The following is a 24,989-nucleotide window of genomic DNA, read 5'->3' as shown; positions in this document are numbered from 1 at the left end:
ATATGGCATCTGGGTTTGGCCGACGGGAGTTTGCTGCCAGAATGCGGCGGCGGCATTTCCGATTCGGTTTCAATTCAAATGTGCAGGGCACTTCCCAAAGCCTTCTGCGCCGCCTCCATCAGCGCTTCGCTGCGGGTCGGATGCGCGTGGATGGTGCCGGCGATGTCTTCCAGGCGTGCACCCATCTCGATGGCGAGCGCAAAAGCCGCCGACAGCTCGGAAACCCCGGCTCCCACTGCCTGCAAGCCGAGCACGAGATTGGTGTCGGCGCGGGCGACGACGCGTACAAAGCCGTCTTCGGACAGCATCGTCATCGCCCGCCCGTTGGCGCTGAAGGGAAACTGGCCGGTGCGGATCTCATATCCTTGCGCACGGGCCTCCGCCGGCGACAGGCCGGTGCTGACGATCTCCGGGTCAGTAAAGCAGATGGCGGGAATACATCTTTTGTCCCAGGCCCGCTTCTTGCCGGCGATGATTTCCGCCACCATCTCCCCTTGCGCCATCGCCCGATGGGCCAGCATCGGCTCGCCGGTCACGTCGCCGATCGCATAGATGCCGCGCATCGAAGTGCGGCAACGATCGTCGATCCTCAGATACGGACCGGCGCGGTCGAGATCGAGTTCCTCGAGACCGGAACCTGCCGTTCGGGGGCGGCGGCCGACGGTGACGAGGATGCGATCCGCCGGCAGAGTTTCACGCCGGCCATCCGACGTTTCGACGATCAATGCCTCGCCACTATCGCCAAGCCCCGTCGCCTTCGCGCCCGTCAGCACCCGGATGTCACTCTCGGCCAGCTTGCGTATGACGGGACGCACCAGCTCTGCATCATAGAGCGGCAGCACCTGCGGCGTCGCCTCGACGACACTCACCTCCGAGCCCATCTTCGAAAAGGCCGTCCCGAGTTCCAGCCCGATATAACCGCCGCCGACCACGACAAGCTTCTTCGGCAGCTCCGTCAGCGACAGCGCTTCGGTCGAGGAGATGACGCGGCCGCCGAAGGGCAGGTTGGCGAGTTCCACCGGATCGGAACCGGTGGCTATGACAACGGTCTCGGCGCGGATGATCTGCTGGCCGGTTTCGGTTTCCACCTCCACCGTCTTGCCGTCGCGGAAACGGGCCTGGCCATGGACGATCTTGACCCGCGCCTTCTGTAAGAGCCCCGAAACGCCGCCCGTCAGCCGGCCGACAATGCCGTCCTTCCAGGCGACTGTCCTTGCAAGATCGATCGAGGCGCCTTCGACGCGGATGCCTATCGGGTTCTTGCCGGCCAGCATCTTTTGCGTGGCGTCGAATTCCTCGGCCGCATGGATCAGCGCCTTTGAAGGAATGCAGCCGACCGTCAGGCAGGTGCCGCCCGGCTTGCCGGCCTCGACGATGACCGTATCGATGCCGAGCTGGCCGGCGCGGATCGCGCAGACATAACCGCCCGGGCCGGCGCCGATGACGAGGAGCTTGCAGACAATCTCTTTCATGGGTCAGCCTTCGATGAAAATAAGCGCCGGCGTTTCGAGGAGCGTACGGATGCGCTGGACGAAGGTCGCCGCATCCCAGCCGTCGATGATGCGATGATCGAAACTGGAGGAGAGGTTCATCATCTTGCGCGGCACGAACTGCGTCCCGTCCCAGACCGGCCGTGTGGCGATCTTGTTGACGCCGATGATCGCCACCTCGGGATGATTGATGACGGGCGTCGAGACGATGCCGCCGAGCGCGCCGAGCGAGCTGATGGTGATGGTCGAGCCGGAAAGCTCGTCGCGCGTCGCGGTGCCCGAACGCGCCGCGTCCGCCAGCCGGACCATCTCGGCGGCGCAATCCCAGATGCCACGTGCTTCCGCATGCCGCACGACAGGCACGGTCAGACCGGCCGGCGTCTGCGTGGCGATGCCGATATGCACGGCACCATGGCGTGTGATGATGCCGGCATCGTCGTCGAAGGTGGCGTTGACCTCCGGCTGCTCGGAAATCGCCTTGACCAGCGCCCGCATCAGGAAAGGCAGAACCGTCAGCTTCGGATGGCTTTCCCTGCGGTCGCCGTTCATGGTGGCGCGCAGCTCCTCCAACGCCGTCATATCCACCTCCTCCACATAGGTGATATGAGGAATACGCGAGGTCGAAAGCACCATCTTTTCGGCGATCCGCCGCCGCAGCCCGGTGAGCTTGATCTCCTCGGTCGCTGTCTTCTTGGCAGATCCGCCCTTGACCAGGGCAGGAGCGGCGCCTTGCACGATAAATTGCTCGACATCTTCCCTCAGAATACGCCCTGCCGGCCCGCTTCCATGCACCTGCCTGAGATCGACGCCGTTTTCCCTGGCAAAGAGGCGAACGGAAGGGGCGGCAAGCGGTTTTTCGGCGGGCGGTGCGGCAGCAGCCGGGGTTGCGGCGACAGGCGCTGCCGGGGCAGGCCTGGCGATTTCCGCCTTGACCACTTCGGCGGTCGGCGCCTGCGAGCTTGGCAACGGCTGGGCCTCGCCGGCACCTCCAGCCGTTTCGATCCGCACCAGCGGCGCCTTGACCGCGATGAGGTCTCCAATCTCGCCGGCGAGCCAGATGACCGTGCCATCAACGGGAGAGGGAATTTCCACCGTCGCCTTGTCGGTCATGACGGCGGCGATCACCATGTCCTCGCGGACGGGATCTCCCGGCTTCACATGCCATTCCACCAGTTCGGCCTCGGCGACGCCTTCCCCGACATCGGGCATCTTGATGATGACTTCGCCCATGGCTCAGGCCTCCATGACTTCGGCAAGCGCCCGCCCGACCCTGCCGGGACCGGGGAAATAGTCCCACTCCTGCGCATGCGGGTAGGGCGTGTCCCAACCCGCAACCCGCACGACCGGTGCTTCGAGATGATAGAAGCAATGTTCCTGGACCAGCGCCACGACCTCGGCACCGAAGCCCGAGGTCAAGGTCGCCTCATGAACCACGACGCAGCGTCCGGTCTTGGCGACCGATTTGACGATCGTATCGAGATCAAGCGGCAGCAGACTTCTTAGATCGATCACCTCGGCATCGATGCCGGCGTCTTCGGCCGCGGCAAGCGCCACATGCACCATCGTGCCATAGGCAACCACTGTTACCGCCGATCCCACGCGCCGCACCTCGGCCTTGCCGATCGGGATCGTGTAGTGGCCGTCGGGCACCTCGCCGAGTTCGTGTTTCGACCAGGGCGTCACCGGCCGCTCGTGATGGCCGTCGAAGGGGCCGTTATAGAGCCGTTTCGGCTCCAGGAACATGACCGGATCGGGATCCTCGATCGCCGCGATCAGCAGGCCCTTGGCGTCATAGGGATTGGAAGGCACGATCACCTTCAATCCGCAGACATGCGTGAAGAGCGCTTCCGGGCTCTGGCTGTGGGTCTGGCCGCCGAAGATGCCGCCGCCAGTGGGCATACGCACGACGATCGGGCAAGTGAAATCGCCGTTGGAGCGATAGCGGATGCGCGCCGCCTCCTGCGTCAGCTGGTCGTAGGCGGGATACATATAGTCGGCGAACTGGATCTCGACGCAGGGCTTCAGCCCGTAAGCGGCCATGCCGATCGCCGTGCCGACAATGCCGGATTCGCTGATCGGCGTGTCGAAGCAGCGCGTCCTGCCGTATTTCGCCTGCAGGCCCTGCGTACAGCGGAAGACGCCGCCGAAATAACCGACATCTTCGCCGAAAACGACGACATTGTCGTCCTTCGCCATCGAGACGTCCATGGCGCTGCGCACGGCCTCGATCATCGTCATCCTGGCCATGTCAGTACCCTGCCTTCTGCCGCTGCCGGCGGATATGCGCCGGCATCTCGGCATAGACGCCTTCGAAGATATCACGCACCGACGGCTTGCCGCCGGCATGGAGCGTGCCATGCGCCTCAGCTTGGCGTTGCGCCTCGATCACCTCGTCCGTGATCTCGGCTTCGGCCTGCACATGCCGCTCCTCCGACCATACGCCCTTGACGATCAGATGTTTCTTCAGCCGCAGCACGGGATCGCCGAGCGGCCAGGCCTCCGATTCCGTCTTCGGCCTATAGGCGCTCGGATCGTCGGAGGTCGAATGCGCACCAACGCGGTAGGTGACATGTTCGATCAGCGTCGGCCCCAGATTGCGCCGCGCGCGTTCGGCCGCCCAGCGGGCGACGGCATGGACGGCGAGATAATCGTTTCCGTCGACCCGCAACGCCGGAATGCCGAAGCCGAGGCCGCGGGCTGCAAAGGTGCCGGATCCGCCGCGGGCAATTCCCTGGAAGGTGGAGATCGCCCACTGATTGTTGACGATGTTGAGGATGACGGGCGCCTTGTAGGTCGAAGCGAAGACGAGCGCCGAATGGAAGTCGGACTCCGCCGTCGACCCGTCACCGATCCAGGCCGCGGCAATGCGGCTGTCGTTTTTGATCGCCGAGGCCATCGCCCAGCCGACGGCCTGCACATATTGGGTGGCGAGATTGCCCGAGATGGTGAAGAAGCCGTGTTCCTTGGAGGAATACATGATCGGCAGCTGCCGACCGTGCAACGGATCGCTCTCGTTCGAATAGATCTGGTTCATCATCTCGACCATCGGGTAGTCGTCGGCAATCAACAGGCCCGCTTGGCGATAGGTCGGAAAATTCATGTCGCCCTTTTTGAGCGCCTTGCGGAAGGCGCAACTAACGGCCTCTTCGCCAAGATGCTGCATGTAGAAGGAGGTCTTGCCCTGACGCTGCGCCATCAGCATGCGGGCGTCGAAGGCGCGCAGCTTCATCATGTTGCGCAGCCCGGTCAGCAGTTCCTCATCGGAGAGTGATCCCGCCCAGGGACCGACCGCCTCACCGTCGCGGTTTAGCACACGGATGATCGAATAGGCGAGATCGCGGATATCCTCGGATGCGACATCGACCCCCGGTCGCGGCACGGAGCCGGCCTTGGCGATCTTGACGTTAGAAAAATCAGGCTGGCCGCCCGGGCGGACGGCGGGTTCGGGGACGTGCAGGCTCAACCGAGCAGAATCCACCATGTTTTTTCTTTCCTCCCTTTGCCGGCCCCGCCCCCTCCCCGGAAGCGGGCCGGATGGCATTCCTACAGATTGCGGGCAATCACCATGCGCTGCACGTCGCTCGTTCCCTCATAGATCTGGCAGATGCGCACGTCACGATAGATGCGTTCGACCGGGTAATCGGCCATGTAGCCGTAGCCGCCGTGGATCTGGATCGCATCGGAGCAGACGCGCTCGGCCATCTCCGAGGCAAAGAGCTTCGCCATCGAGGCCTCCGACAGGCAGGGCAAATCCGCCTCCCGCAGCGAAGCGGCGTGAAAGACGAGCTGGCGCGCCGCCTCGATCCGCACCGCCATGTCGGCAAGGCGAAAGGCGACGGCCTGATGTTCGATAATCGGCTTGCCGAAAGCCGTGCGCTCCCTGGCATAGTCGCGCGCCGCCTCGAAAGCCGCCCGCGCCATGCCGACGGCCTGCGCGGCAATACCGATCCGCCCGCCCTCGAGATTGGCGAGCGCGATGCGGTAGCCTTCGCCTTCCGCGCCCAGCCGGAGATCCGCCGGAATGCGCATCTTGTTGAAGGCGATCTGGCAGGTATCGGTGGAATGCAGTCCGAGTTTTTCCTCGACGCGGATCACCTCGTAACCCGGCGTATCCGTCGGCACGATGAAGGCGGTGATACCTTTCTTGCCGGCGCCGGGATCGGTGACGGCAAAGACGATGATGACATTGCCGTTCTTCCCCGAGGTGATGAACTGCTTGGCGCCGTCGATCACATAGTGGCCCCCGTCACGCCGGGCTCGGGTCTTCAGGTTCGAGGCGTCGGAACCGGCCTGCGGTTCGGTGAGCGCAAAGCCGCCGATCCATTCACCGGTCGCAAGCTTCGGCAGGAAGCGCTGCCGCTGCTCCTCGGTGCCGAATTTCAGGATCGGCACGCAGCCGACGGAGCTGTGCACGCTCATGATCGTCGAACAAGGCCCGTCGCCGGCGGCAATCTCCTCGAGTGCCGCGGCATAGGCGACGACCCCCGTGTCCGAGCCGCCATAGGCTTCCGGCACCAGCATACCGAGCAGCCCGAGTTCGCCCATCTCTTTCAGCTCCTCGCGCGGGAAGAGATGCTCGCGGTCGCGCTTGGCCGCTCCAGGCGCCAGCCGGTCGCGGGCAAAGTCGCGGGCGAGGTCTGCGATCTGCTGCTGGAGTTCGGAAAGGATCATGTGGTTCCTCCCCTCCCCGCTAGTGCCGCTCGATGGCGACGGCCGTCGCCTCGCCGCCGCCGATGCAAAGCGCCGCCATGCCGCGCTTCAGATCGTAGCGCTCCAATGCTGAAAGCAGCGTCACCAGGATCCGGGCGCCCGAAGCGCCGATCGGGTGGCCGAGGGCGCAGGCGCCGCCATGTACGTTGACCCTTTCATGCGGCAGGTCGAGATCGCGCATCGCCGCCATGGCGACGACGGCGAAAGCCTCGTTGATTTCGAAGAAATCGACATCCGAGAGCGCCAGGCCGGTCCGGTCCGAGAGCTTCTGCAGCGCACCGATCGGCGCGGTGGCGAAAAGATTGGGCGCCTGCGAATGCGTGGCGTGGCCGAGGATGGTGGCGAGCGGGGTGAGGCCGCGATGCTCTGCCTCGGAACGGCGCATCAGCACGAGCGCTGCCGCGCCATCGGAAATCGAGCTGGAATTGGCGGCCGTTACCGTGCCGCCTTCGCGGAAGGCGGGCTTCAGCGTCGGGATCTTGTCGGGTTTTGCCCTGCCCGGCTGTTCGTCGTGGCTCGCCACCTGTTCTGATTTACCCGATTTGACCGTGACCGGCACGATCTCGCTGTCGAAAAAGCCCTCCGCGATCGCCTTCTGCGCCCGCGTCAGAGAGGCGATGGCGTAATTGTCCTGCGCCTCGCGCGTGAACTGATAGGCCTCGGCGCAATCCTCCGCGAAGCTGCCCATCAAGCGCCCCTTGTCATAAGCATCCTCCAGCCCGTCGAGGAACATGTGATCCACGACACGCCCATGGCCGAGCCTGTAGCCGCCACGGGCCTTGTCGAGGAGATAGGGCGCATTCGTCATGCTTTCCATGCCGCCCGCGACCGCGATCGAAGCGCTGCCGGCGGCGATCTGGTCATGGGCCATCATGACGGCCTTCATGCCCGAGCCGCACATCTTGTTGACAGTGCTGGCCCCGGTCGCAAACGGCAGGCCGGCACCAATCGCCGCCTGACGCGCTGGCGCCTGACCTTGGCCTGCTGGCAGCACGCAGCCGAAGACGACCTCCTCGATCGCCTCGGCGGCGACGCGGCTGCGCTCAAGTGCCGCGCGGATGGCCGTTGCTCCGAGCTCCGGCGCGGTCGCGTCCTTCAGCTCTCCCTGAAAGCTGCCGATCGGGGTGCGCGCTGCACCGACGATGACGATGGGATCCTGCCAAACCATCTTTCCTCCTTCGGGCGACGCGGTCAGCGCGCGCCCATCCGCAATGCGCCGTCGAGGCGGATGACCTCGCCGTTCAGCATGTTGTTTTCAAAGATATGGCGCACCAGTCCGGCAAATTCCGCCGGCCGGCCGAGCCTCGGCGGAAAAGGAACACTCTGGCCGAGGGCCGTCTGAACCTCGGCCGGCATACCGGCCATCATCGGCGTCTCGAAAATGCCGGGAGCGATCGACACGACGCGGATGCCGTGGCGAGCAAGCTCGCGGGCGATCGGCAAGGTCATCGCCGCCACTCCGCCCTTGGAGGCGGCATAGGCGGCCTGGCCGATCTGGCCGTCGAAGGCGGCGACCGAGGCCGTATTGACGATCACGCCGCGTTCGCCTTCGCCATCCGGCTCCGCAGTCTGGATCGCGGCGGCGGCAAGCCGGATCATGTTGAACGTGCCAATGAGATTGATGCCGATCGTGCGGGTAAAACTCTCCAGCCGATGCGGCCCGTCGCGGCCGATCACCTTTTCGGCCGGCGCCACGCCGGCGCAATTGACCAGCCCGCGTATGCCGCCGAAGGCTTCCATGGCCGCGGCAATTACCGCGGCTCCGTCGTCGCCATCCGTCACGTCGGCCTTGACGAAACGGGCATCGCTGCCGAATTCCCGAGCAAGCCCTTCACCCGCCTCGATATTGAGATCGGCGATCGCCACCCGCCCGCCGGCCTCGACGAGCATGCGCGCCGTCGCCGCCCCCAAGCCGGAGCCGCCGCCGGACACGATAAAACTTGCGCCACGGATCAGCATCGATCTCTTCTCCTCGCCGCCGGCCATCTCCTCCAGATATTGCCGGCAAAAAGGATTCTATTCGCTCCGCCTATTGCAAGCGATGACAGAACTGCTCCATTATTTCGGCCAGTTTTGCCATAGAGGTTGCGATGGCCGAGATCGAGCGACGCATGATCGCACCGGGGTTCGTCGAGGAGGCGCTCGACAGCCTACGGCGGCTCGGCAAGCCGACGGCGCCAATCCTCGCCCGCGTCGGCCTCTCTGGCGTCGACCAACCGGTTTCGGCGGAAACCTATGGCGCGCTCTGGTTGGCCATCGCTGCCGAGCTCGACGACGAATTCTTCGGCATGGGCGGACGACCGATGCGCAGCGGCAGCTTCACCCTGCTCTGCCATTGCGTGCTGCATGCGCCGACGCTGGGTCAGGCGCTACGCCGGGCGCTGCGCTTCCTCGATGTCGTGCTCGATGATCCCCGCGGGCGACTGGTCATCCGCGACGGCCTCGCCGAGATCGAGCTCCGGGATGCCGGCAGCCCGCGCTCGGCCTTCGCCTACCGCACCTACTGGATCATCCTGCACGGCATCACCTGCTGGCTGGTCGGCCGGCGCATCCCGATTCGCCTCGTCGATTTCCGCTGCGCGGAGCCGAAACAAGGCGCCGACTACCGCCTGTTCTTCGGCGCGCCCGTTCGCTTCTCCCAACCGATCAGCCGTCTTGGCTTCGACAGCGCCATGCTCGATTTGCCGATTTCACGCAGCGAACAGGCGCTGAAACAGTTCCTGCGCGGCGCACCGGCCAATATTCTTGTCCGCTACCGCTACGATGCCGGCATCGCCGCAGCCGTCCGCCGCCGCTTGAGCCAGGCAACACCTGCGACGTGGCGGAGTTTCGCCGAGCTCGCTGCCGACATGCGCATGCCGCCCTCCACGCTGCGTCACCGGCTGCATGACGAGGGACAAAGCTATGCCGCCATCAAGGACGAGATCCGCCGGGATCTCGCCGTCGAGCTGTTGCTGAACACGTCGAAGACCATCGGCGAGATCGCCGTGCTGCTCGGCTATTCCGAACCGAGTGCGTTCTTTCGCGCTTTTCGGAAATGGATGGGCAAGAGCCCCGAGGCTTTTCGGCGGGAGGAAGCGGAGAATTCAACTTAGTCAGTCGAACCGCTTAACTAGACCCGACTGGCTTCGCGCTTTCAAGAACATGGCGGCAATCTTCATCACAAAGGATTTGCTGAAACGACCCAGAACCTCCTGATGCGGCTCGATATACCAGGAGTGCTCGACGATATCGTAATTGTATTCGTCTAGAACGATCCAGCTCTGCTTAAGATCACCAAGACCTGCCCGCCGGCGCTCGATGTCGGGAATTTCCAAGGCAACCCTCCCCGTCTGCGGCGGCTGCGTGGTGATAGCCAGAAGGACGAGGTGCGTATTTCCATCACTCGGGCTGCGGATTGCGATGACGACACAGACCGGTCGTTGCTTTCGTCCCTCCGTCTCACCACGCTGCTGTTGCCATGCCCAGAGATAGGGATAGGTTATTATCTCACCAGGACGGAACTCATGGCTCATCGTCATAGCCTTCGCCGCGCGCCAGCCGCTCCATCGTCTCATCAAACAATTCAGCGTGCTCGTCCGGCATCTCTGCGACTGCATGGGCGCGACGCGGATCGCTGCCATTGCGCATGCGCTCATAGTGCTCATAGCTCATCAGCACGAAACGCGGCTTATTATGGCGGGTAAGAACGACAGGCTCGCGGCTCGCGGCATCCGTGACGTCGCCGACTTGCTTGTTGAGATCACCTGTCGTGAATTGTCGCATCGATCATACCTCCGTTAAATTTCCATATATTCCATGTTTTCCATATTTTCAAGAATGGACGTTCCCCGCCGATAAGAATGTCCCCCGGCGGCATCATTCAACGGCACTTTGACCCCGCCGCAACCCGCGCTACATATTTCAGCGGGAGGAGTGCCATGTTTGATTTTTCGCTCGGCGAAACCGCGGACGCGATCCGTGAAACGACGGCGCGGTTTGCCGCCGCTCAGATTGCTCCGTTGGCTGCGGAGATCGATGAAAGCAACACGTTTCCACGTCAGCTCTGGCCTCAGATGGGCGCGCTCGGCCTGCATGGGATCACCGTCGAGGAAGAATTCGGCGGCGCCGGTCTCGGTTATCTCGAGCATGTCGTCGCCATGGAGGAAGTCTCACGGGCTTCGGCCTCCGTCGGCCTGAGCTACGGCGCCCATTCCAATCTCTGCGTCAATCAGATCCGCCGCTGGGCCTCATCTGAGCAGAAACACCGTCATCTGCCGAAGCTGATCTCCGGCGAACATGTCGGCTCGCTCGCCATGTCGGAAGTGGGCTCCGGTTCCGATGTCGTCTCGATGCGGCTGCGTGCCGAGAAAAAGGGCGACCGCTATATTCTGAACGGCAGCAAATTCTGGATCACCAACGCGCCGCATGCCGACGTGCTCGTCGTCTATGCCAAGACCGATCCCGTAGCCGGGCCGAAAGGCATTTCCGCGCTCATCATCGAAAAGGGCCTGCCCGGCTTCAGCGTCTCCAAGAAACTCTCCAAGCTCGGCATGCGCGGCAGCGATACCGCCGAACTGGTCTTCGAGGATTGCGAAGTGCCGGCCGAGGCGCTGATGGGCCAAGAAGGCGAAGGCGTGAAGATCCTGATGTCCGGCCTTGATTACGAGCGCGCGGTGCTCGCCGCCGGCCCGCTCGGCATCATGCAGGCCTGCCTCGATGTCGTGCTGCCCTATGTGCGCGATCGCAAGCAGTTCGGCAAGCCGATCGGCGATTTCCAGCTGATGCAGGGCAAGATCGCCGACATGTATGTCGCGCTGAATTCAGCGCGCGCCTATGTCTATTCCGTCGCTCGCGCCTGCGATGCCGGTCGTACAACGCGCACCGATGCGGCCGCCGCGATTCTCTTTGCCAGCGAGAATGCCGTGAGGGTCTCGCTGGAGGCGATCCAGGCACTCGGCGGCGCCGGTTATACCAAGGAATGGCCGGTCGAGCGCTTTTTGCGCGACGCCAAGCTCTACGATATCGGCGCCGGCACCAATGAGATCCGTCGCTACCTGATCGGGCGGGAGCTGATCGCATCATGACGGTGATTTCGACCGCGGTCGACCGCGCCAGCGAAAGCTTCAAAACCAACACCGCCAAGAACAAAGCCCTCGTCGACGAACTCTACGAGCGCTCAGCGAAGACCCGCGAAGGCGGTTCACAGGCAGCGCGGGAACGCCACACCGGCAAGGGCAAACTCCTGCCGCGCGACCGCATCCAGCTTTTGCTCGATGCCGGCAGCCCGTTCCTGGAGATCGGCACCCTGGCGGCCAACGGCATGTATGGCAACGAGGCGCCGGGTGCGGGCATTATATCCGGCATCGGCCGGGTTTCCGGCCGCGAGGTGATGATCGTCGCCAATGACGCGACGGTGAAGGGTGGCGCCTATTACCCCCTGACGGTGAAGAAGCATCTGCGGGCGCAGGAGATTGCCCTGCAGAACCGGCTGCCCTGCCTCTATCTCGTCGATAGCGGCGGCGCCAATCTGCCGCATCAGGCCGAGGTCTTTCCCGACCGCGACCATTTCGGCGCGATCTTCTACAATCAGGCGCAGATGTCGGCCGAAGGCATTCCGCAGATTGCCTGCGTCCTGGGAAGCTGCACCGCCGGCGGCGCCTATGTGCCCGCCATGTCCGACGAAACGGTGATCGTGCGCAATCAGGGCACAATCTTCCTCGCCGGCCCGCCGCTGGTCAAAGCTGCGACCGGAGAAATCATCTCGGCCGAGGAACTCGGCGGCGCCGAGACCCATGGCCGCCGCTCCGGCGTCGTCGATCACGTGGCGGAAAGCGACGAGCATGCGCTGCTCCTGGTGCGCGACATCGTCGCCAGCCTCAACAGCGTCAAATCGGTCGATATCGATGTCCAGCCCCCGCGGCCGCCAAAACTCGATCCGCAGGACCTCTGTGGCATTATCCCCGAGGACGTGCGTTCGCCCTATGAGGTGCGCGAGGTGATCGGCCGCCTCGTCGACGGCTCGGAACTGCATGAGTTCAAGCCGCTCTACGGCACCACGCTGGTCTGTGGCTTTGCCCGTATCTGGGGCATGCCCGTCGCCGTCATTGCCAACAACGGCGTGCTTTTTTCCGAAAGCGCGCTGAAGGGCGCGCATTTCATCGAGCTCGCCTGCCAGCGCCGCGTGCCCCTGCTCTTCCTGCAGAATATCTCCGGCTTCATGGTCGGCGGCCGATATGAGGCCGGCGGGATCGCCAAGGACGGGGCAAAGCTGGTGACCGCGGTTGCGACCGCGACCGTGCCGAAGGTCACGGTCATCATCGGCGGCAGCTTCGGCGCCGGCAATTACGGCATGTGCGGCCGCGCCTATCGCCCGCGTTTCCTCTTCACCTGGCCGAACAGCCGCATCAGCGTCATGGGCGGCGAACAGGCGGCCTCGGTGCTCGCCACCATCCGCCGCGATGCGCTGGAGGCGCGCGGCGAGGATTGGCCTGTTGACGAGGAGGAGGCCTTCAAGGCGCCGATCCGCGCCAGCTACGAGGCCGAAGGCAATCCGTATTATGCCACCGCCCGCCTCTGGGACGACGGCATCATCGATCCCAGCCAGACGCGGGACGTGCTGGGTCTTGCCTTTTCCGCCTGCCTGAATGCGCCGATCCCGAAGGGGCCGCGCTTCGGCCTGTTCCGGATGTGAGGCGGCGATGATGGAAAGCCTTCTCATTGCCAACCGAGGCGAAATCGCCCGCCGCATCATCCGCACGGCAAAGTCACTCGGAATCCGCACGATCGCCGTCTATTCCGAAGCCGATGCCGGCCTGCCCTTCGTGCGAGAGGCCGACGAAGCGGTGGCCATCGGCCCGCCGCCGGCCCGCGAAAGCTATCTTTCCGAGACCCGCATCCTCGACGCCGCCCGGAAAACCGGCGCCGCCGCGATCCATCCGGGCTACGGCTTCCTGTCGGAAAATGCCGACTTTGCCGAAGCGGTGGAGAAAGCCGGTATTCTCTGGGTCGGCGCGCCGCCGGCCGCCATCCGCGCAATGGGGCTCAAGGACGCCGCGAAGGAATTGATGCAGGCGGCAGGCGTGCCGGTGACCCCTGGTTATCTCGGGCCGGACCAGAGCGAGGCAAGGCTTGCGGCCGAGGCTGATGCCATCGGCTATCCCGTCCTCATCAAGGCCGTTGCCGGCGGCGGCGGCAAGGGCATGCGTCGCGTCGACCGTCCGCGAGATTTCGCGGAACTTCTCGCCTCCTGCCGCCGTGAGGCGGCCTCCGCCTTCGGCGACGACCGCGTTCTCATCGAACGCTATATCGCCAATCCGCGCCATATCGAGGTGCAGGTTTTCGCCGACCAGCACGGGAACTGCGTCCATCTCTTCGAGCGCGACTGCTCGCTGCAGCGCCGTCACCAGAAGGTCATCGAGGAGGCCCCTGCCCCCGGCCTCGATGCCGCCACGCGCGCTGCGATCTGCAAGGCGGCGGTGAAGGCGGCAAGAGCGGTGAACTATGTCGGCGCCGGCACCATCGAATTCATCGCCGATGCCTCGCAAGACCTGCATCCCGACCGCATCTGGTTCATGGAAATGAACACGCGCCTGCAGGTGGAGCATCCCGTCACCGAAGCCATATCGGGCGAGGATCTGGTGCTCTGGCAGCTGCAGGTCGCAAGCGGCGAGCCACTGCCGAAAAGCCAGGACGAGATCGCAATGAACGGCTGGGCCTTCGAAGCCCGGCTCTATGCCGAAAATCCCGCCGCCGGCTACCTGCCCTCGACCGGCCGGCTCGACCATCTCCGCCTGCCGCCAACCGTCCGCGTCGACAGCGGCGTCGAACAGGGCGATGAGATCACCGCCTTCTACGATCCGATGATCGCCAAGATCATTGCCCATGGGCCGAACCGCGAAGCCGCATTGTCGAAGCTCGCGGCCGCCTGCGCCGGCATCGAGGTCTGGCCGGTCCATTCCAATGCCGGCCTTCTCGCCCGCATCGCCGCCGACCCGGATTTCTACGCGGGCCGGATCGATACCGGGTTCCTCGACCGGCACGGCGAAAGCCTTGTGGCAAAGGAGCCGGATCAAACGGCAATCGACCGTGCCGCCACGGTGCTTTCGAGGAAAGTGGGCGATGATCCCTGGTCGGGGCTTTCCGGTTTTCGCATTGCTGGGCCAAGCGACAGCCGCGTGCGTGTCCGCATCGACGGTCACCTCTATTGGGGGCAGTCACGTCCGGAACTTGAGACAAATACGATCACGATTGCGGAAACGACGGTGCTTTTCGATGCTGGCAATGCCTGGGCGATCGGCCTGCCCGACGCAGGCGAAATCGAGGCACGTCAGGGTGCAGGCGACGGCGCGATCCTGTCGCCCATGCCCGGCCTCGTCATTTCGGTGGAAGTGACCGAAGGGGATCGCGTCGCCAAGGGGGATCGTCTGCTGACTGTGGAAGCGATGAAGATGGAGCATTCGCTTCGCGCGCCCTTTGACGGCCTCGTCGGAAAACTGCAGGTTTCCACCGGCGCCAGGGTCTCGGAAAACCAGCTGGTCGTCACCGTCATGAAGGGAGAGGACTGATGGCCGGACGCTATTTCGACGAATGGACGGTCGGCGACCGCATCGCCCATGAGATCCGCCGCACGGTCACCGAGACCGACAACCTGCTGTTCACGACACTTTCCCACAATCCGCAGCCGCTGCATCTCGATGCCGCTTATGCGGCCGCCACCGAATTCGGCCGGATCGTCGTCAACGGCACTTTCACCTTTGCGCTGACCGTCGGCCTTTCGGTCGGCGACACCACGCTCGGCACGCTCGTCGCCAATCTCGGCTATGACAAGGTGACGATGCCGAAGCCGGTCTTCATCGGCGATACGCTGCGGGTGGAAACGGAGGTGACGGAGCTGCGCCGTTCGAATTCCCGCCCCGATGCCGGCATCGTCACCTTCCGCCACGTCACCCTGAACCAGCGTGACGAGATCGTCTGCCGGTGCCTGCGCACCGCCATGCTGAAAGTGAGGCCGTCATGAGGCTGCGCTCGCTGCTCTTCGTGCCCGGTGACCGGCCGGAGCGTTTCGACAAAGCGCTCGCCTCCGGCGCCGATGCCGTCATCCTCGATCTGGAGGACTCGGTCGCGCCCGCCAACAAGCCACGAGCCCGCGAGGCCGTGCACGAGTTCACCCGGCGCCATACCGGTGAGAGCGCTCTGCTGATCCGCATCAATCCCCTCGCCTCGCCCGAATCCGAAGACGACCTGGCCGCTTTGAGCGGCCTTGATCCTTTCGCGATCATGCTGCCGAAGGCCGAGGGCGCGGCTTCGGTGCTGAAACTCGCAGGCTCTCTCGGCTCGGAAATCCCCATCCTGCCGATCGCGACGGAGACGCCATCGGCGATCTTCGAGATCGGCAGCTACCGGGATGTCGCGGCGAGCCTTTGCGGCCTGACCTGGGGTGCGGAAGATCTGCCCGCCGCGATAGGTGCCACAACTTCGCGCAGGAAAGATGGCCGTTATACACCGCCTTACGAGCTTGCCCGCTCACTCACGCTGTTTGCGGCCCATGCCGCCGCCGTTCCGGCCATCGACACCGTCTATCCCGATTTCCGCGATCTCAGCGGTCTCAGAGCCTACGTCGGTCGCGCCCGGCGCGACGGCTTTTCCGGCATGATGGCCATCCATCCAGGCCAGGTCGAAGCGATCAACCACGCCTTCACGCCTGACGCGTCCGAGATCGCCTGGGCGGAGAAAGTCGCCGCCGCCTTTGCCGCCAGGCCGGAGGCGGGCGTCATCCAGCTCGACGGACGCATGTTGGATTTGCCGCATCTCAAGCTTGCGCTGCGCATTCTGGAAAGCACCGGACGATAGCCCAACCTCGAATCAGCCCGATTTTGCAGTTTGCGTGGACGGGGAATGTTCCGGCTCGAGGTAACCGGCGCCGATGGCGACATAGAGGTCCACATAATCCTTCGCGACCTGCTGCACGGTGGCCGCAAGACTTTCCTGAGCATCTGAGACCGAACGTTGCGCGTCCAGAACGTCGAGCAGCGAGGAGGCGCCATCCTTGTAGCTGGTGGTCGAAAGCGCCAGCGATTCCTGCGCCGTCTGCACCTGCCTGCGCAACGGTTCCAGCGTCTGCGTGTCGCGGCGAACCGCCGACAGCGCGTTCTCGACCTCTTCGATCCCGTTCAGCACCGCCGCCTTCCAGGCGAGATATTGAGACTTCGCATCGGACTTCTCGATATCGACATTCGCCTGCAACTTGCCGCCGTCGAAGATCGGCAGGTTGAGCGTCGGCCCGAAGGACCAGCTGGTCAGGCTTGCGCCGCTGGCGCCCGATGATTTGACCCAGCTCGGCGAGATCGAGCCGGAGAGCGAGATCGACGGATAAAGCTCAGCTTCGGCAGCACCGATATCGGCAACAGCCGCCGCCAGCTCGCGTTCGGCTTTCCGGATATCGGGACGGTTGCGGATGAGATCGGCGGGAATACCGGCGCGAATGCTGCCGCGGAAAACCGGCTGGCCTGCGCTTTTCCGTAGCTCGTCCGTCAGCGACGCCGCCGGCATTCCAAGCAAGGTGGCGATGTGATGAGCCGACTCTGTAAAACTCTGTTCGAGGCCGGGAATGTCGGCCTTCGTCGATTGTACCAGCCCCTCGGCCTGAACGACGTCGAGACGGGAGGCCGCCCCTGCCTTGAGCTGTAGCTGCGTGAGTTCGTAAGTCTGCTGACGGGATTTCAAATTCGCCTGGGAAAGCGCAATGCGCTCCTGATAGTAGCGGGCGTCGATATAGCTCTCGACCAGGTCTTTCAGGAATGTGAGCTTCGCATTATCGGCCGTCGCATGGGCTGCCCCGAGGGAGGCGATGGCACTCTCCTTCGAGCGACGATACTGGCCGAAGACGTCGAGCAGCCAGGAAAGGCTGGCGCCGCCGCCTGTCGTGTTGGTGGCGCCGACCGTCGTGCGCAGCCGCCCCTTCTCGCCGGATACCGTGTGCGATGCGTCGACACTGAGGCTAGGCAGTCCGCCAGCGCCGGCAACCGTGACATTGGCGGCAGCCGCGTTGATGCTTTCGAGCGCCTGCAGCACATCAAGGTTCTCGTTGAGGCCATGGGCGACCAGCCCGTCGAGCTGCCTGTCGCGATAGGCCGTCCACCACTCAGCCGTCACGACACCGCCATTGCTCTTGCTGCCACCCTCTTCGAATCTGGCCGGCAGCGGCATCTCAGGGGGAACATGATCAGGGCCGCTGACGCAGCCCGCGAGCAGCAGCGTGAAGGCGGATGCGGCGTAGCGCAGCGATGAGAGTCTTGTGGAGAATGACGGATACACTGGCGAGCTTCCTGAACCGGGATTATGGGTTCAGGCTTAGCGGGGCCAGCGTTAACAGCGGTTAAGAAACTGTAAAGTTAGGTAAAAACGCAAAGGGCCGGATCAGACTTGATGATCAACCGAACCAGCGGGTGGCGGCCGCCGTGGAAGCTCGATCGTGATTGCCAGTCCGCCCCCGTCGGGCAAGGATGCATGCACCCGCCCGCCATGGCGCTCGACGGCCTGCCGGGTGATGGCGAGGCCCAGGCCGTATCCGCCTCTCGGCACCGCCTCTTTCCCGCGTGAGAACGGCTGGAAGATCCGCTCGAGTTCATCCCGTTTGACACCCGGCCCCTGATCGGCGACGCAGATTTTGAGGCGCTCGCCCGACGGCTCGCAAGACACGGATATGCGCGAATGTTCGGCCGTGTATTTGACGGCGTTGCGCACGACGTTTTCGAGCGCCCGGTAGATCAGCTCGCCTTCGACCTCGGCGCGGAAGGCGCCGTCGACACTCTTTGTAATCGACACATCCCGCGTCTGAGCTTCGAATGCAGCGTCGCCGAGGATTTCGTTCAGCAGTTCGACGACATCCAGGGTCTGGGTTTTCAGCGGCAGGCAGGATCCCGCGGTCAGCTTGGCAAGCGTCAGAACCTCGCCGACCAGCGCGTCCAGCCGTTCGACCTCCCGGTCCATACGATCCACCATGGCGCCAAGTTTCGCCGGGCTCTGCCGGAGCACGCCGACGGCGGCCTGCAGGCGCGATAAGGGCGAACGCAATTCATGGGAGACGTCGTGGAACAGCCTCTGCTGCGCATCCTGAAGCTCCTGAAGCCGCGCGGCGGTGGAATCGAAGTCATGCGCCAGCGCGGTGACCTCGTCCCTGCGGCCGGCCATCCGATCGCCGATGCGGACGTCGAAGCGGCCATGGGCGAGCGCGCTCAGGCCATCGCGAAGGTGCACGACAGGCCGAATGAGATAGCGGGCGAGCGCGGCGGCGGCGACGGTACTCGAAACGAAAATCGAGAGCCAAGGCACCAGCAGCGCCAGGTTGTCCACAACGTTGAAAAGGAAGCTCGGTTCCGGCGCAACGGAGATCCGGTAGCAAATTCCGTCCTTCAGGATGGACTTCGTCTCTGCCGAACTCTCGTCCGCGCAGACAAACGACTCCGTGCTTTGCGAGAGACTCAGGCCCAGCGGCACCGTCTCCTCGCTTGTGCGGATGAAGCGCGCGGCAGCGTCCTCACCATCCCTTGCAAGCACATTCGCCGTCAGCGTCAGAATGAACGCTCGCTCCTGATACTCCCGATCGCGGCCGGGGGGCGGGATCTCAAAGACGTTGACGATCACGATTATGACGGTGAGCGTCATTGCAAGCGTCAGCCAGATCGTCGCGAAGAACTTCCAGAAAAGCCGGGGCATGGTCAGTCCACGAGAAGTTGGTAGCCCTGGCCGCGGACGGACTGGATCCAGGATTGCCCGTCCTCCCTCAGTCCGAGCTTCTGGCGAACGCTGCTGATATGGACGTCGATACGGCGATCGAACGGGGTCAGCGGCTTGCCGAAGGCCCGCTTCGAAATCTCCTGCTTCGACACGAGCTGGCCAGCGCTGCGGGCAAGCACCTCGAGCAGGCTGAATTCGGTGCCTGTGAGATCCAGGATTTCTCCGCGCCATTCGGCGATCCTGCTGCCCGGATGGATCACGAGCTGCCCCGCCCTGATCGTGTCGGTGGACGCGCCGGTCGCCGGCTGACCGGCGCGACGTAGGATGGCCCGCAACCGCGCCGCCAGCTCGCCCGGCGAGCACGGCTTCGGCACATAGTCGTCGGCCCCGAGATTGAGACCCGATATCCTGTCCACGTCATCGCCCCTTGCGGTCAGCATCAGAACGGGAACCTGGCTAAGCTTCCGGATCCTCTGCAGGACTTCGATCCCGTTCATCCGGGGCATCATGATGTCGAGCACAATGATATCGACCGTATTGCCGGCAGCCGCCGCAATGGCGGCGCGACCGTCCGTATCCGTCACGACGTCATATCCTTCCTCGACCAGATATTCCTGCAGAAGCGTCGTCAGCTCGGCATCGTCGTCGATGAGGAGAACCTTGTTCATTTGCGTTATCCGTCATTAAACCGGCCAAGCCATACAGCACATACGCGCTCACCCGGCCAAGTTTTACCTAACTTAACACTAACTTGACCGCGCTTAACGTTCGCACCGCTACTTATCCTGCCATGACATCGACGCGCACCAGAAACGGGGTTGCCTCGACATGGGCGGCACTCGTTCGTCGCCTTCGCGCGGATTCAAAGGCATCGATGCCTTTGACCACAAGGAATGCTTTGTTGAGAAAATCATCCAGAATGTTTGCCGCTGCGCTTGTTGCTGCAGTTCTTGTCTCCCCCGCCCGTCTTGTCATGGCAGAACAGGCCGCCGCGACGGCGCTCACCGTCTCCCTGACGGCGCCTGCGCAACGCGAATGGCCTGAGACCGTTCCCGCGAGTGGGTGGCTGAAGCCCTGGCAAGAAGCGATCATCGCCTCTGAAACGAGCGGCCTGCGCATCACCGATGTCCTGGTCGATGTTGGCTCCGTGGTCACCAAGGGAGAGACGCTCGTGCGGCTTTCCCAGGAGAGCGTGCTTGCCGATCTGCGCAAGCAGGAGGCGGCCATTCAGACCGCCAAGGCCAATCTTTCGAAGGCCAAGGCCAATGCCGACCGGGCGCGGCAGCTGCGTCCTTCCGGCGCCCTTTCCGACGAGAAGATCGTCGAATATCTGGCCGACGAACAGACGGCGACGGCAAGTCTTACGTCCGAAGAAGCTGCACTCGACAGCGAGAAGATCAAGCTTGCGCAGACCACCATCACCGCGGTCGACGATGGCGTCATAACTTCGCGTTCCGCCAATCTCGGCGCCGTCGTCTCTACGGGCACCGAGCTGTTCCGGATGGTGCGCCAGCAGCGGATCGAATGGCAGGCTGAGGTTTCCGCCCGCTACCTCCCGCGCATTTCGGAAGGCTTGAGCGTTAAGATCAACGGGCCGGACGGCCAAGCCATCGAAGGCAAGGTGAGGCTTGTCGGACCTTCGGTCAGCACCGATACCAGCCGAGCGATCGTCTATGTCACGCTTCCAGCCGAAATGCGCCCGCGCACCGGGCTTTACGTGACCGGTAACATCGAACTGCAGGCCTCCCCGGCGCTGACCATTCCCGAAACGGCGATCGTTTTCCGGGACGGCATAAGCTACGTCTTCACATCAGGCGAGGACCAACGCGTGCAAAGGATCCGTGTGGAAACCGGTCGCCGCAACGACGGCGAGGTGGAAATCGTCTCCGGACTGGACCGCTCCTCGAGAGTAGTGAGCTCCGGCGGCGCGTTCCTGTCCGACAACGACCTCGTAAAGATTGCGGAGACAAACTGATGAATTTCTCAGCATGGTCGATCCGCAACCCCGTGCCATCAATATTGCTGTTCGTGATGCTTGCCGTCGGCGGGCTCTTAGCCTTCAAGCAGTTGCCGATCCAGAACTTCCCCGATATGGACCTGCCGACGATCACCGTCACCGCAACGCTCGACGGCGCAGCACCGACGCAGCTCGAGACGGAGGTCGCCCGCACCATCGAGGATAGTCTCGCCTCGCTCAGCTATCTTGACCACATCACCACGACCATTACGGATGGCACCGTCACGATCAAGGTCTCCTTCGAGCTTGAGAAAGACAGCGAAACGGCCTTGAACGAAGTCCGCAACGCCGTCGACGGCGTTAAAGGCGATCTGCCGGCGCAGATGGAAAGCCCAAGCGTCACCAAGGTCACGGTGCAGAGCTCCGCGCTTGTCACATATGCCATTCGCTCCACCGCTCTCAACGAGACAGAACTTTCCTGGTTCGTCGACAATGATCTGACCAAGGCGCTGCTGTCGGTGCCGGGCGTCGGACAAGTCAACCGCATCGGCGGCATCGACCGCGAGGTTCATGTGGATCTCGACCCTGCGACCATGGCTTCGCTTGGGGTCACTGCGGCGACTGTGTCATCGCAGCTGAAGGCCGTGCAGACGGATACATCAGGAGGTCTTGGCGAAATCGGCGGCACCCGCCAGACCTTGCGAACGCTCGGCGCCCTGCCCTCGGTCGAGGCGCTGAAGGCGCTCAGAATTCCGCTGGCGAACGGCCAGCAGGTTCGCCTCGACGATGTAGCATCCGTCACCGACAGTTTCGCCGAGCGGTCCTCAATGGCCTATCTCGACGGCAAACCGGTGGTCGCGGTCGAGATCAAGCGCTCGAACGGGTTTTCGGACAGTGGTGTAGCCGACGACGTCGACACGGCGATGAAGCAGTTTGCCCCCAAGCATTCCAACGTGCAGATCGAAGACGCCTACAGCACGATCGGACCGATCATCGAGAATTACGATGGTTCGATGCACATGCTGTACGAGGGTGCGATCCTGGCGATCATCGTCGTCTGGCTCTTCCTTCGGGACTGGCGGGCAACGATCCTGTCGGCCGTGGCGCTGCCTTTGTCCGTCATACCGACCTTCCTCGTCATGTACCTCTGCGGCTTCAGCCTGAATATCATCACACTGCTAGCGCTGTCGCTCGTGGTCGGCATCCTCGTCGACGACGCCATCGTCGAAATCGAGAACATCGCCCGCCATCTGCAGATGGGAAAGCGGCCGATCGATGCCGCCCTCGAAGCCGCCGACGAGATCGGACTCGCCGTCATCGCAACCACCTTCACGCTCGTCGCAGTCTTCCTTCCAACCGCATTCATGAGCGGCATTCCGGGACTTCTGTTCCGCCAGTTCGGGATCACCGCCGCTGTCGCCGTCCTCGCCTCGCTTGTCGTCGCGCGCCTGCTGACGCCGATGATGGCCGCCTATTTCATGAAGGCTGTCCCGCCGACCGAGGAAAGGGACGGCCGCATCATGCGCGCCTATATGGCAGTCGTGAAAACCGCCATGGACCACAGAAAGACCACGCTGGCGGCAACCGCCGTTTTGGTCGCGCTCTCGCTTTCCACCATTCCCTTGCTGAAATCAGGCTTCCTGCCCGCTTCCGACGACGCGCGAACCCGGATCACACTCACCATGCAGCCAGGCGCCACCATAGAACAGACCGACGCCGCGGCCAGAAGGGCAGCCGATATCGTCGGAAAGCTCAATGATGTTACGCGTGTCTTTTCCTCCGTCGGATCCGCATCCTCAGGCGACAGCCCCGACAGCAGCACGACGAGCGATGTTGGCTCCGCCACTATCGTCGCCGTCTTGTCGCCTATAGGCGGTCGTGACCGCAAGCAGTCGGAAATCGAAAACGACATCCGGCAGGCGCTCTCCCTGCTGCCCGGTGTGCGCGTGGAGGTCGGCAGCGGCGGCAACGGCACGAAGCTCGAGATCACGCTGGCGAGCGACGATGCGAATGTCCTCGACAGCGCCAGCACGGCGCTCGAGGAACAGCTCCGCACGCTGCAGGGTATCGGCGCGGTAACGTCGACCGCGGCGAGGCAGGCGCCCGAAATCCAGATCACGCCCGATTTCGCGCGTGCAGCAGCGCTCGGCGTGACGTCGACCTCCATCGCCGAGGCCGTGCGCGTGGCGACGAATGGAGAATATTCGGCCGACCTGTCGAAGCTCAATCTGCCGCAGCGCCAAATTCCCATCGTCGTCCGCTTCAGCCCCGAGACACGCACCAATCTGGACGACATCAAGAACATGCGGGTGGCGGGCACGAACGGCAATGTCGATCTCGGATCGATCGCGGATGTGACGATCGGCGGCAGCCCTTCCGAAATCGACCGCATCGACCGGATGCGCAATGTCACCCTTTCGGTCGAACTCAACGGCCGCATCCTCGGCGACGTCAACCGCGAGGCACAGGCGCTGCCGGCGCTCCAGCATCTGCCCTCGGGCGTCACCCTTGTAGAACAAGGCGAACTTCAGCGCAGTTCGGAACTGTTCCAGAGCTTCGCCCTTGCCATGGCGATCGGCGTGTTCTGTATCTATGCGGTTCTCGTGCTGCTCTTCCACGATTTCCTGCAGCCGCTCACCCTGCTGATGGCTCTGCCGCTCTCGCTCGGCGGCGCGCTCCTGCCGCTCGTTTTGACCGGAACTAGCTTCTCGATGGCGGCCGTCATAGGCTTGCTCATGCTGATGGGCGTGGTGGCCAAGAACTCCATCCTGCTCATCGAATATGCGATCATGTCGCGCCGCCAGGGCATGGCCAGGTTCGATGCCCTCGTGGATGCCTGCCACAAGCGCGCCCGGCCGATCGTCATGACCACCATCGCCATGGCTTGCGGCATGCTTCCGGTCGCTCTCAGCCTGACCGGAGGTGATTCCAGCTTCCGGCAGCCGATGGCGATCGTGGTAATCGGCGGCGTGATGATGTCGACGTTGCTCAGCCTCGTCGTCATCCCCGTCATCTTCACCTTCGTCGATGACCTGGACGAGGCGCTCAGACGGTTGCTGCGCCGGATCGGGCTGGCCCAGGAGATCGCCGAGGATAAACCGCAGGCCTCCAACGATCACGCGGCCATCGCCTTCCAGCCCGAGCAATCAAGGAGGGGGCACGGTCAGAGATGATCTCCGCTCCCCCTCTCGATTGGGCAGATGGTCCCGCGCCAGACAACGGTCGGTGACGGCAGCCTCTTCGGTGGAGTTCCTCCCCCCAGGAACAAAGCCGCGGGACGTGTTCCCCCGCAGGCGGCCACAAGCCGCCTGCGCGTCCTGCTATGCGTTCGACCACGGCCCCATCGCTTCGAAATCGGGCAAGGTGTCGCTGGTGGCCGACCGTCCCCGAGCGAAGCGATCGCAATCCGCCCCGTGCTCGCGAAAATACACGGAGACCTGCTCGTGTCGTGGCCCTTTTTCACCGCTGGCCTGGCGGGCCGCGCCCCATACAATTCCATAATTCGAAGTGGCTAATATATAGAATAACTTCATCGTGATATTCAGTCCTTCTCGGCTGCGAGCGGCTGTAACACGGAGGGTAAAATGTTTCGGTTGAGCGTTCGGCTCGCATTTTTGGCCGCTTGTGCGTTGGAGCTACCGTTGAGCATGGCAGCAGCGGCCGATGATCAGCAGATTGCGCGCGGCGAATATCTCGTCACGATTGGCGGGTGCAATGACTGCCACACACCGGGATATTTCTTCGGAAAGCCGGACGGCGGGCGATTTCTCGGTGGATCGGATGTTGGCTTTGAGATCCCGGGCCAGGGCGTTTTTGTCGGCCGCAACATTACGCCGGACAAGGAGACCGGCATCGGCAGCTGGACCAGGGAACAGATTGTGACTGCCCTTCAGACCGGCCAGCGGCCGGACGGTCGCGTCCTGGCGCCAATCATGCCATGGCATGCATTCGCGCAGCTCACCGACGAGGACGTGACATCAATTGCAGCGTTCCTTCAAAGCTTGAAACCGGTAACTAACCAGGTTCCCGGCCCCTTCAAGCCGGGGGAGAAGGTTTCAACCTTCTTGTTCCGGATCATGCCCCCGGGTGAAACCGCAGCCAGCGCGCCAAACTAG

The 24,989-nt window shown here is 63.5% G+C and carries 20 protein-coding genes and 1 pseudogene; 9 read left to right on the top strand and 12 right to left on the bottom strand.

The genetic code is table 11. The features are described from left to right. Positions 1 to 74 precede the first annotated feature (74 nt). From lpdA to J0663_RS28590, 7 genes are all read right to left on the bottom strand, one after another. Positions 75 to 1,472: a dihydrolipoyl dehydrogenase gene (gene lpdA / locus J0663_RS28620; RefSeq protein ID WP_207246153.1), complete on the bottom strand. Its 1,398-nt coding sequence runs from the start codon at positions 1,470 to 1,472 to the stop codon at positions 75 to 77. Positions 1,473 to 1,475: 3 nt separating this feature from the next. After that, a complete protein-coding gene (locus J0663_RS28615; protein WP_207246152.1) occupies positions 1,476 to 2,720 on the bottom strand; it encodes a dihydrolipoamide acetyltransferase family protein in 1,245 nt (414 codons plus the stop codon). Positions 2,721 to 2,723: 3 nt separating this feature from the next. After that, on the bottom strand, positions 2,724 to 3,737 hold the full coding sequence (locus J0663_RS28610; RefSeq protein WP_207246151.1) for an alpha-ketoacid dehydrogenase subunit beta: 1,014 nt from the start codon (positions 3,735 to 3,737) through the stop codon (positions 2,724 to 2,726). A gap of 1 nt (position 3,738) precedes the next feature. Continuing rightward, a complete protein-coding gene (locus J0663_RS28605) occupies positions 3,739 to 4,971 on the bottom strand; it encodes a 3-methyl-2-oxobutanoate dehydrogenase (2-methylpropanoyl-transferring) subunit alpha (protein ID WP_207246150.1) in 1,233 nt (410 codons plus the stop codon). A gap of 62 nt (positions 4,972 to 5,033) precedes the next feature. After that, entirely contained in the window at positions 5,034 to 6,161 is a 1,128-nt protein-coding gene (locus J0663_RS28600) for an acyl-CoA dehydrogenase family protein (RefSeq protein WP_207246149.1), read from the bottom strand. Positions 6,162 to 6,180: 19 nt separating this feature from the next. Further along, positions 6,181 to 7,368, bottom strand: a complete 1,188-nt coding sequence (locus J0663_RS28595; protein WP_207246148.1) for an acetyl-CoA C-acyltransferase — start codon at positions 7,366 to 7,368, stop codon at positions 6,181 to 6,183. 23 nt (positions 7,369 to 7,391) lie between these two features. Next, complete coding sequence (locus J0663_RS28590) at positions 7,392 to 8,159, bottom strand: SDR family NAD(P)-dependent oxidoreductase (protein WP_207246147.1); 768 nt, start codon at positions 8,157 to 8,159, stop codon at positions 7,392 to 7,394. 82 nt (positions 8,160 to 8,241) lie between these two features. On the opposite strand from J0663_RS28590, the pseudogene J0663_RS28585 reads away from it, so the two are divergent. Then, a pseudogene (locus J0663_RS28585) lies at positions 8,242 to 9,295 on the top strand (AraC family transcriptional regulator). On the opposite strand, the gene J0663_RS28580 reads toward J0663_RS28585, so the two are convergent. Both J0663_RS28580 and J0663_RS28575 read right to left on the bottom strand, forming a co-directional pair. After that, entirely contained in the window at positions 9,296 to 9,715 is a 420-nt protein-coding gene (locus J0663_RS28580; RefSeq protein WP_207246145.1) for a hypothetical protein, read from the bottom strand. Next, positions 9,705 to 9,965 (bottom strand): type II toxin-antitoxin system Phd/YefM family antitoxin, encoded by a 261-nt coding sequence (locus J0663_RS28575; protein ID WP_207246144.1) that lies wholly within the window; start codon positions 9,963 to 9,965, stop codon positions 9,705 to 9,707. Before J0663_RS28575 ends, J0663_RS28580 begins: the two co-directional genes overlap by 11 nt. 155 nt (positions 9,966 to 10,120) lie before the next feature. On the opposite strand from J0663_RS28575, the gene J0663_RS28570 reads away from it, so the two are divergent. Genes J0663_RS28570 through J0663_RS28550 form a run of 5 tightly spaced genes read left to right on the top strand, consistent with a single transcriptional unit; the run spans position 10,121 to position 16,031 of the window. After that, the gene (locus tag J0663_RS28570) at positions 10,121 to 11,266 is read left to right on the top strand and encodes an isovaleryl-CoA dehydrogenase (protein WP_207246143.1); all 1,146 of its coding nucleotides are present in this window, start codon (positions 10,121 to 10,123) and stop codon (positions 11,264 to 11,266) included. Then, complete coding sequence (locus J0663_RS28565; protein WP_207246142.1) at positions 11,263 to 12,873, top strand: carboxyl transferase domain-containing protein; 1,611 nt, start codon at positions 11,263 to 11,265, stop codon at positions 12,871 to 12,873. Before J0663_RS28570 ends, J0663_RS28565 begins: the two co-directional genes overlap by 4 nt. Positions 12,874 to 12,880: 7 nt before the next feature. Then, the gene (locus J0663_RS28560; RefSeq protein WP_207246141.1) at positions 12,881 to 14,746 is read left to right on the top strand and encodes an acetyl/propionyl/methylcrotonyl-CoA carboxylase subunit alpha; all 1,866 of its coding nucleotides are present in this window, start codon (positions 12,881 to 12,883) and stop codon (positions 14,744 to 14,746) included. Beyond that, on the top strand, positions 14,746 to 15,198 hold the full coding sequence (locus tag J0663_RS28555) for a MaoC family dehydratase (RefSeq protein ID WP_207246140.1): 453 nt from the start codon (positions 14,746 to 14,748) through the stop codon (positions 15,196 to 15,198). The genes J0663_RS28560 and J0663_RS28555 overlap by 1 nt, the downstream gene beginning before the upstream one ends. Further along, positions 15,195 to 16,031 (top strand): HpcH/HpaI aldolase/citrate lyase family protein, encoded by an 837-nt coding sequence (locus J0663_RS28550; RefSeq protein ID WP_207246139.1) that lies wholly within the window; start codon positions 15,195 to 15,197, stop codon positions 16,029 to 16,031. Before J0663_RS28555 ends, J0663_RS28550 begins: the two co-directional genes overlap by 4 nt. 12 nt (positions 16,032 to 16,043) lie before the next feature. On the opposite strand, the gene J0663_RS28545 is transcribed toward J0663_RS28550, so the two are convergent. From J0663_RS28545 to J0663_RS28535, 3 genes are all read right to left on the bottom strand, one after another. Continuing rightward, positions 16,044 to 17,495 (bottom strand): efflux transporter outer membrane subunit, encoded by a 1,452-nt coding sequence (locus tag J0663_RS28545; RefSeq protein ID WP_207246138.1) that lies wholly within the window; start codon positions 17,493 to 17,495, stop codon positions 16,044 to 16,046. Between the two features lie 102 nt (positions 17,496 to 17,597). Next, positions 17,598 to 18,896, bottom strand: coding sequence for a HAMP domain-containing sensor histidine kinase (locus tag J0663_RS28540; protein ID WP_207246137.1), 1,299 nt, complete (start codon positions 18,894 to 18,896; stop codon positions 17,598 to 17,600). A gap of 2 nt (positions 18,897 to 18,898) precedes the next feature. Then, positions 18,899 to 19,585: a response regulator gene (locus J0663_RS28535; protein ID WP_207246136.1), complete on the bottom strand. Its 687-nt coding sequence runs from the start codon at positions 19,583 to 19,585 to the stop codon at positions 18,899 to 18,901. Between the two features lie 206 nt (positions 19,586 to 19,791). Here J0663_RS28535 and J0663_RS28530 point away from each other — a divergent pair, with 206 nt between their 5' ends. The 3 genes from J0663_RS28530 (at position 19,792) to J0663_RS28520 (ending at position 24,989) form a co-directional block, all read left to right on the top strand. Continuing rightward, positions 19,792 to 20,892 carry an efflux RND transporter periplasmic adaptor subunit gene (locus tag J0663_RS28530; RefSeq protein ID WP_207246135.1) on the top strand — a complete coding sequence of 367 codons (1,101 nt, stop codon included), beginning with the start codon at positions 19,792 to 19,794 and terminating at the stop codon, positions 20,890 to 20,892. Further along, complete coding sequence (locus J0663_RS28525; protein WP_207246134.1) at positions 20,892 to 24,047, top strand: efflux RND transporter permease subunit; 3,156 nt, start codon at positions 20,892 to 20,894, stop codon at positions 24,045 to 24,047. Before J0663_RS28530 ends, J0663_RS28525 begins: the two co-directional genes overlap by 1 nt. A gap of 411 nt (positions 24,048 to 24,458) precedes the next feature. Further along, positions 24,459 to 24,989 carry a c-type cytochrome gene (locus J0663_RS28520; protein WP_207246133.1) on the top strand — a complete coding sequence of 177 codons (531 nt, stop codon included), beginning with the start codon at positions 24,459 to 24,461 and terminating at the stop codon, positions 24,987 to 24,989.

The sequence above is a fragment of the Rhizobium lentis genome (genome assembly GCF_017352135.1).
Taxonomy (GTDB): domain Bacteria; phylum Pseudomonadota; class Alphaproteobacteria; order Rhizobiales; family Rhizobiaceae; genus Rhizobium; species Rhizobium lentis.
Note: the sequence above shows the minus strand (reverse complement) of the source record. Positions and strands in the feature narration are given on the sequence as shown.

Coding starts and splice junctions, on each gene's coding strand:
- lpdA (WP_207246153.1), bottom strand. CDS start 1,472: ATGAAAGAGATTGTCTGCAAGCTCCTCGTCATCGGCGCCGGCCCGGGC.
- J0663_RS28615 (WP_207246152.1), bottom strand. CDS start 2,720: ATGGGCGAAGTCATCATCAAGATGCCCGATGTCGGGGAAGGCGTCGCC.
- J0663_RS28610 (WP_207246151.1), bottom strand. CDS start 3,737: ATGGCCAGGATGACGATGATCGAGGCCGTGCGCAGCGCCATGGACGTC.
- J0663_RS28605 (WP_207246150.1), bottom strand. CDS start 4,971: ATGGTGGATTCTGCTCGGTTGAGCCTGCACGTCCCCGAACCCGCCGTC.
- J0663_RS28600 (WP_207246149.1), bottom strand. CDS start 6,161: ATGATCCTTTCCGAACTCCAGCAGCAGATCGCAGACCTCGCCCGCGAC.
- J0663_RS28595 (WP_207246148.1), bottom strand. CDS start 7,368: ATGGTTTGGCAGGATCCCATCGTCATCGTCGGTGCAGCGCGCACCCCG.
- J0663_RS28590 (WP_207246147.1), bottom strand. CDS start 8,159: ATGCTGATCCGTGGCGCAAGTTTTATCGTGTCCGGCGGCGGCTCCGGC.
- J0663_RS28580 (WP_207246145.1), bottom strand. CDS start 9,715: ATGAGCCATGAGTTCCGTCCTGGTGAGATAATAACCTATCCCTATCTC.
- J0663_RS28575 (WP_207246144.1), bottom strand. CDS start 9,965: ATGCGACAATTCACGACAGGTGATCTCAACAAGCAAGTCGGCGACGTC.
- J0663_RS28570 (WP_207246143.1), top strand. CDS start 10,121: ATGTTTGATTTTTCGCTCGGCGAAACCGCGGACGCGATCCGTGAAACG.
- J0663_RS28565 (WP_207246142.1), top strand. CDS start 11,263: ATGACGGTGATTTCGACCGCGGTCGACCGCGCCAGCGAAAGCTTCAAA.
- J0663_RS28560 (WP_207246141.1), top strand. CDS start 12,881: ATGATGGAAAGCCTTCTCATTGCCAACCGAGGCGAAATCGCCCGCCGC.
- J0663_RS28555 (WP_207246140.1), top strand. CDS start 14,746: ATGGCCGGACGCTATTTCGACGAATGGACGGTCGGCGACCGCATCGCC.
- J0663_RS28550 (WP_207246139.1), top strand. CDS start 15,195: ATGAGGCTGCGCTCGCTGCTCTTCGTGCCCGGTGACCGGCCGGAGCGT.
- J0663_RS28540 (WP_207246137.1), bottom strand. CDS start 18,896: ATGCCCCGGCTTTTCTGGAAGTTCTTCGCGACGATCTGGCTGACGCTT.
- J0663_RS28535 (WP_207246136.1), bottom strand. CDS start 19,585: ATGAACAAGGTTCTCCTCATCGACGACGATGCCGAGCTGACGACGCTT.
- J0663_RS28530 (WP_207246135.1), top strand. CDS start 19,792: ATGCCTTTGACCACAAGGAATGCTTTGTTGAGAAAATCATCCAGAATG.
- J0663_RS28525 (WP_207246134.1), top strand. CDS start 20,892: ATGAATTTCTCAGCATGGTCGATCCGCAACCCCGTGCCATCAATATTG.
- J0663_RS28520 (WP_207246133.1), top strand. CDS start 24,459: ATGTTTCGGTTGAGCGTTCGGCTCGCATTTTTGGCCGCTTGTGCGTTG.